At 41.1% G+C, this 4967-nt stretch carries 3 protein-coding genes and 2 pseudogenes; 3 read left to right on the top strand and 2 right to left on the bottom strand.

Features of this window, described 5'->3' with window-relative positions:
• Together F6K49_RS34980 and F6K49_RS34975 are read right to left on the bottom strand one after the other, a co-directional pair.
• A pseudogene (locus F6K49_RS34980) lies at positions 1–604 on the bottom strand (Uma2 family endonuclease); the annotation flags it as partial.
• An 82-nt stretch (positions 605–686) separates the two neighbouring features.
• Complete coding sequence (locus F6K49_RS34975) at positions 687–1262, bottom strand: endo-1,4-beta-xylanase (protein ID WP_293104129.1); 576 nt, start codon at positions 1260–1262, stop codon at positions 687–689.
• Between the two features lie 125 nt (positions 1263–1387).
• On the opposite strand from F6K49_RS34975, the gene F6K49_RS34970 reads away from it, so the two are divergent.
• The 3 genes and pseudogenes from F6K49_RS34970 to F6K49_RS34960 all read left to right on the top strand — a co-directional run.
• Positions 1388–2254: a hypothetical protein gene (locus tag F6K49_RS34970; protein ID WP_293104126.1), complete on the top strand. Its 867-nt coding sequence runs from the start codon at positions 1388–1390 to the stop codon at positions 2252–2254.
• A gap of 445 nt (positions 2255–2699) precedes the next feature.
• Entirely contained in the window at positions 2700–4409 is a 1710-nt protein-coding gene (gene ltrA / locus F6K49_RS34965; protein WP_293104122.1) for a group II intron reverse transcriptase/maturase, read from the top strand.
• Between the two features lie 106 nt (positions 4410–4515).
• Positions 4516–4842 (top strand): annotated as a pseudogene (locus tag F6K49_RS34960) (IS200/IS605 family accessory protein TnpB-related protein); the annotation flags it as partial.
• Positions 4843–4967 lie beyond the last annotated feature (125 nt).

Raw genomic sequence — 4967 nt, 5'->3', positions numbered from 1 at the left:
ATTGGATAATTTCTACATCTTGATTGGGACGATAGATTTCCACAACCTTATTTTGGGGATCAATTAACCATCCTAATCTAGCGCCATTTTCCATATACTCTCTTACTTTAGCTTGCACCATTTTCAGCGATGCAGCGCGGTCTTGGGGAGGCAGTGCGGTCTTGGGGGTCTCCCCCATGAGCAACTGCCGTGGTTTCCCCCATGAGCGACTGCATCAAGACAGGGAATCACTCGGAGAACGCAGTTCTAGCACAAAATCAGGACATAAAGGAACAAATTTATCCTGTTCTTCTAAGGTTAACCCTTCCCAACGCTCTCGTTTAACCCAAGACGCATCAGGAGAACGATTTGCTCCATTAGGTAGTTTAAATCCTGTATTAGAGTCAAATGCAACACCAAGTTTCATTTGACTGCTCCACAATTCTAGTTGAGTCGATAGTTTAATATTTCGTCTACCTGTATTTCCTCCGGTAGGTGACATGATGATTAAATCTCCTTCAGAGGTGCGCTCAAATCTTAAATCCCTGTTATCTTGACAAAGCTGGAAAAATTGTTCGTCACTTAAATTAATAGTTAATTCGAGGGTATCAGGTAAATATACCATGTTAATTACCTCCAAAATTATACAATAACTTATTGAATGAAAAAGGATAATTTAAGCGATTTTTATTTTTATTTTTTACTTTTTAACTATCAATTTTTAAAACTTGAACCATCGCGTGATAAGCAGCTTTAGGACGATAGGAGTTATCGAAAGGTAGAGGGGAATCTGGTTTACCAAATAAATCCGGAATCCAGGAATGATGATCTGCAAATTCCCAAGTTAAGAAGGCTGTACAATTGGGAGCCTCTAAACAAACTTGGAGGATATCTCGATATACCTTTGTCTGAGCAGCCACCCGTTCTTCTTGTGTGCCGCTACCATCATGGATTTTTACGTCCATCTCGGTAACCTGAACCTGCAATCCCAACTCACCCAGACGCTTCATGTTTGCTGCTATGTCTTCCGGCTTAGGAGGATTTTGAACAAAATTTGTGACGCATTCCCCCACTTCGTTCAAGTGAGGGTCAAGGAACAACTTATCATTAATCGTCATCTCCCTGATTGTTGTGCTTATTGATACATCAGGTGCCAAATCTATCAGTAACAGTAATTGGATGTGGTCATTTTTAACTAAGTCAGCTTTCGCTTCTTTAAGTATGCAGCGGTGTTTTTGACATATGCCATTGATGAGATCGATTATGTCTAACTCGCTTATCACCAGATCTCACCGGATAACGAGACTTCGTGACCAACACTATAGCTATCTCAATAGAGCCCACCCTATGGGCAGGCATACCACCAGACGGCTTGAAACCACAATAGTCGATGTTCTATACTCTAAGAATGATAGCAAAGAAGTCACAGAAAATTATTCGCACCGATCAGTGGAGTCTTAAGCCAAGTGCCCCTCAGCAATTAATGTTTGCTGAGACAATCTCTGTTTATCAACGTGCCTGTAAGTTTTTGACTTCAATCCTATTTACCCATTGGGATACAATCGGTTCTTTAGATACAAAAGAAGCCGTTACAGCCGTAGAACGGCTAATGCACCAAACCCATAAAAACCCTAACCCTAAGTATAAAATATTTAATCGAGTATTTTATAAATTGCCGTCTTATTATCGTCGTGCTGCTATCGCTTTTTCCTTGGGGCAAGTTAGCAGCTTTGTAACGAGATATAGAGACTGGCAATGCGGACAGTCACGGAAGAGACGGGATGCTAAGCCACCATTACTGACTATGGGAGCTAACTGTTATCCAGCGCTTTATCAAGGTCAATGTTATCGGTTAGATTCCCTGGAAGAAATTCAAATCAAAGTATTAAACGGGAAAAATTGGGTATGGACAACGGTTGGGATCGTTTCAACTCGGAATCGACATACTATTCCAGCTAACAAACAGCTGTCACCGTCGCTGATTCAACGCAATGGGAAAGCGTGGTTATCAGTTCCGTTTCATTGTAAACCTGTACAGAAAAAAGAAGTTAATCGTGTAGTAGGAGTAGATCTAGGAATTAATAAAACTGCTGTTATTTCAGTCGTTGAGTCCGATGGCACTGTAATTTATCGTGAAGTGCGACTCGTTAGCTATAAACCTTACCTGCAAAGGTCGGGGGGACTAGCTGCTTGGTTCACCCGAACCATGATAACTTGGCAACCATGGAGGTGTAAATCCTCCCCTCGTGAAATCCGAGTGACAGCCTTACCCTGATTCATGAACATAACAAACTCATGGATTGATGCAAGGGTCAAATAGTGAAGCACTGCTAACCTAATGTGGTGTTAGTAACAGGCAAAGGACTCATGGGTACGCAAGGAAAGTACGTCTGAATCATCGTAAGGATTACGTAGTGAAATAGGCTGACTCACTACAGACAAACGTCAATGGAATACGGTTTGCAAGGTTTTCCCGTCTTGCGAAGATTTCCCACATGTTCCCGGTGAAAAAGTACTACCCTAAAAGTCCACAGAATGGTTGTCAGGAACGAGATAACCGCCATATGTACTCTCAGAAAGGTCGAACATTCTGAGTAGGTAGTTAGCCGCAAGTCATATGGTGGCAAGATTGAGTCAGAAGCTAATGCCTGGGGTAATGCCCAGGATATGCCAACAGACTCACGTTATAGGAAAAGATATAGATGTAAATAGTGATTAATATGTCTAAAACTAGGGGGTTCGCCCCACAGTCGGAATGGAACAAGGTCAATTGGCGAAAGCTAGAAATGACTCTGTTTAAGTTACAAAAACGTATATATCGAGCCTCTCAACGTGGTGACGTTCGCGTAGTAAGAAAGCTCCAAAAGACTCTGATGAAATCCTGGTCAGCTAAAATGATTGCGGTTAGAAGGGTTACCCAAGAGAATAAGGGCAAAAAGACTGCCGGAATAGATGGGATAAAAGCCTTAAATAATAGGCAACGTCTCACCTTAGTAGCCAGCCTAAAAATCTCTAAAAAGGCTCAACCAACCAGAAGAGTATGGATTCCCAAACCTGGACGGAAAGAAAAACGGCCTTTGGGTATACCAATCATGTATGACCGCGCTCTACAGGCACTTACCAAACAGGCTATAGAACCTGAATGGGAAGCTAAATTTGAACCCAACTCTTACGGGTTCAGACCAGGACGCTCATGTCATGATGCTATTGAAGCAATATTCACGGCAACCAATAAAATGCCCAAATGGGTACTTGATGCGGATATTGCCAAATGCTTCGATAAAATTAACCACGATGCACTCCTAAACAAACTAAATACCTATCCATCCATGAGACGCTTAATAAAGTCCTGGCTAAAATCCGGTGTGATGGATAATGGAACATTCTCTTCTACAGATGAGGGTACCCCTCAAGGCGGAGTCATTTCTCCACTTTTAGCGAATATAGCCCTCCACGGAATGGAAAAAGAGATTAAACAATACGCTGAATCAATGCCTGGATGTAAACGGGATAATAAAAGAGCGCTAAAATTAGTCCGATACGCAGATGATTTTGTCATCATGCATAAAAACCAAAACGTGGTAGAAGATTGCAAGGAAATCATCAATTCATGGTTAAAAGACATGGGATTGGAATTAAAGCCAAGTAAAACCAAAATAGTCCACACATTTGACGGATTCGACTTTTTAGGGTTCAATATCCGTCAATACAAAGTAGGTAAAAACCATTCTAAACAAGGCTTTAAAACCATCATCAAGCCATCCAAAGAAGCAATTCAAAAGCATTATGGACAGCTCTCAGAAGTCATACACAGACATAGAGCTGCCCCACAGGAGGCATTAATAAGCCACCTAAAACCTATTATACGCGGATGGTGTAACTATTACAGAGGAGTCTGTAGTAAAGAAACATTCTCGACAGTAGGATATATGCTTTGGAATAAACTACGAAGATGGGGATATAGGAGACATCCAAAAAAATCAAGAACCTGGGTATACAATAAATACTGGAAAACCAAAATAGAAAAGAATAAAAAACCCTGGGAAGCCCCCAAGGTCGATAACTGGACATTTTCAACTAATAAGGAAAATCTTCCAAAACATGCCGAAACAAAAATTGTAAGGCATGTAAAAGTTGAAGAGACCCGTAGCCCCTATGATGGTGACCTTATTTATTGGAACACCAGAATGAGAAAACATCCTGAAATGACCAGTCAAAAGGGAAGGCTTTTGAAAAGGCAAAAAGGGAAATGTGCTCATTGTGGACTTACCTTCAGGAACGGAGATTTACTGGAAAAACATCATATTCTACCGCGCGCATTAGGGGGAAATGACCTAGATAAAAATCTAGAATTATTACACCTCCACTGTCACGACATAAAACATGGAATCAAAATCAATTCTTCAAAATTAGATGAGAAACCATTTTAGAGGTACCAATGACAATGGTTCCTATGATGAGGAGCCGTATGATGCGAAAGTGTCACGTACGGTTTTGAAGACGAGTCGGTGAGGCGACTCACCGGCTTAGTTTAATTTTATTCATCCGGGGAGAGACATAGACCGTAGGGACAAACGACTGAAATCCGTATCCGTGGCATCTCAGACCATGGGTAAAGGCGGGAAACTTCACAAAGGATTCTGTTCTAAAACCTATGATAAATGCCGAAGAATCAACCATCAAATCGGCCATATTGTTTCTAAGCGAATTGTAGAAATTGCCAAGGAGTTTAACTCTGAAGCTATTGTTTTTGAAAACCTTAAGGTTTGGAAGCCAAAAGGTGGCAAAAAACGGTCTAATCTCCGGCAAAGATTCCACGGATGGCTCAAGGCTAAAATTCGCAATTTTACAGAAATGAAATGGGTGCGGCTCTTATAGAAATACGGTATTATTTAAAATAACAAAACTAACAACCTTGTCAGAGTAAGGCTTTGAGTCAAAAAAACCGTTAAGTGACGTTTGTTGTACATAAGTGGAAAACCGGGGTG

Source organism: Moorena sp. SIO3I6, assembly GCF_010672095.1.
Note: the sequence above shows the minus strand (reverse complement) of the source record. Positions and strands in the feature narration are given on the sequence as shown.

Bases quoted from the DNA above. Each gene is read 5' to 3' on its own strand.
- F6K49_RS34970 (WP_293104126.1), top strand. From the start codon at position 1,388: ATGATAGCAAAGAAGTCACAGAAAATTATTCGCACCGATCAGTGGAGT.
- ltrA (WP_293104122.1), top strand. From the start codon at position 2,700: ATGTCTAAAACTAGGGGGTTCGCCCCACAGTCGGAATGGAACAAGGTC.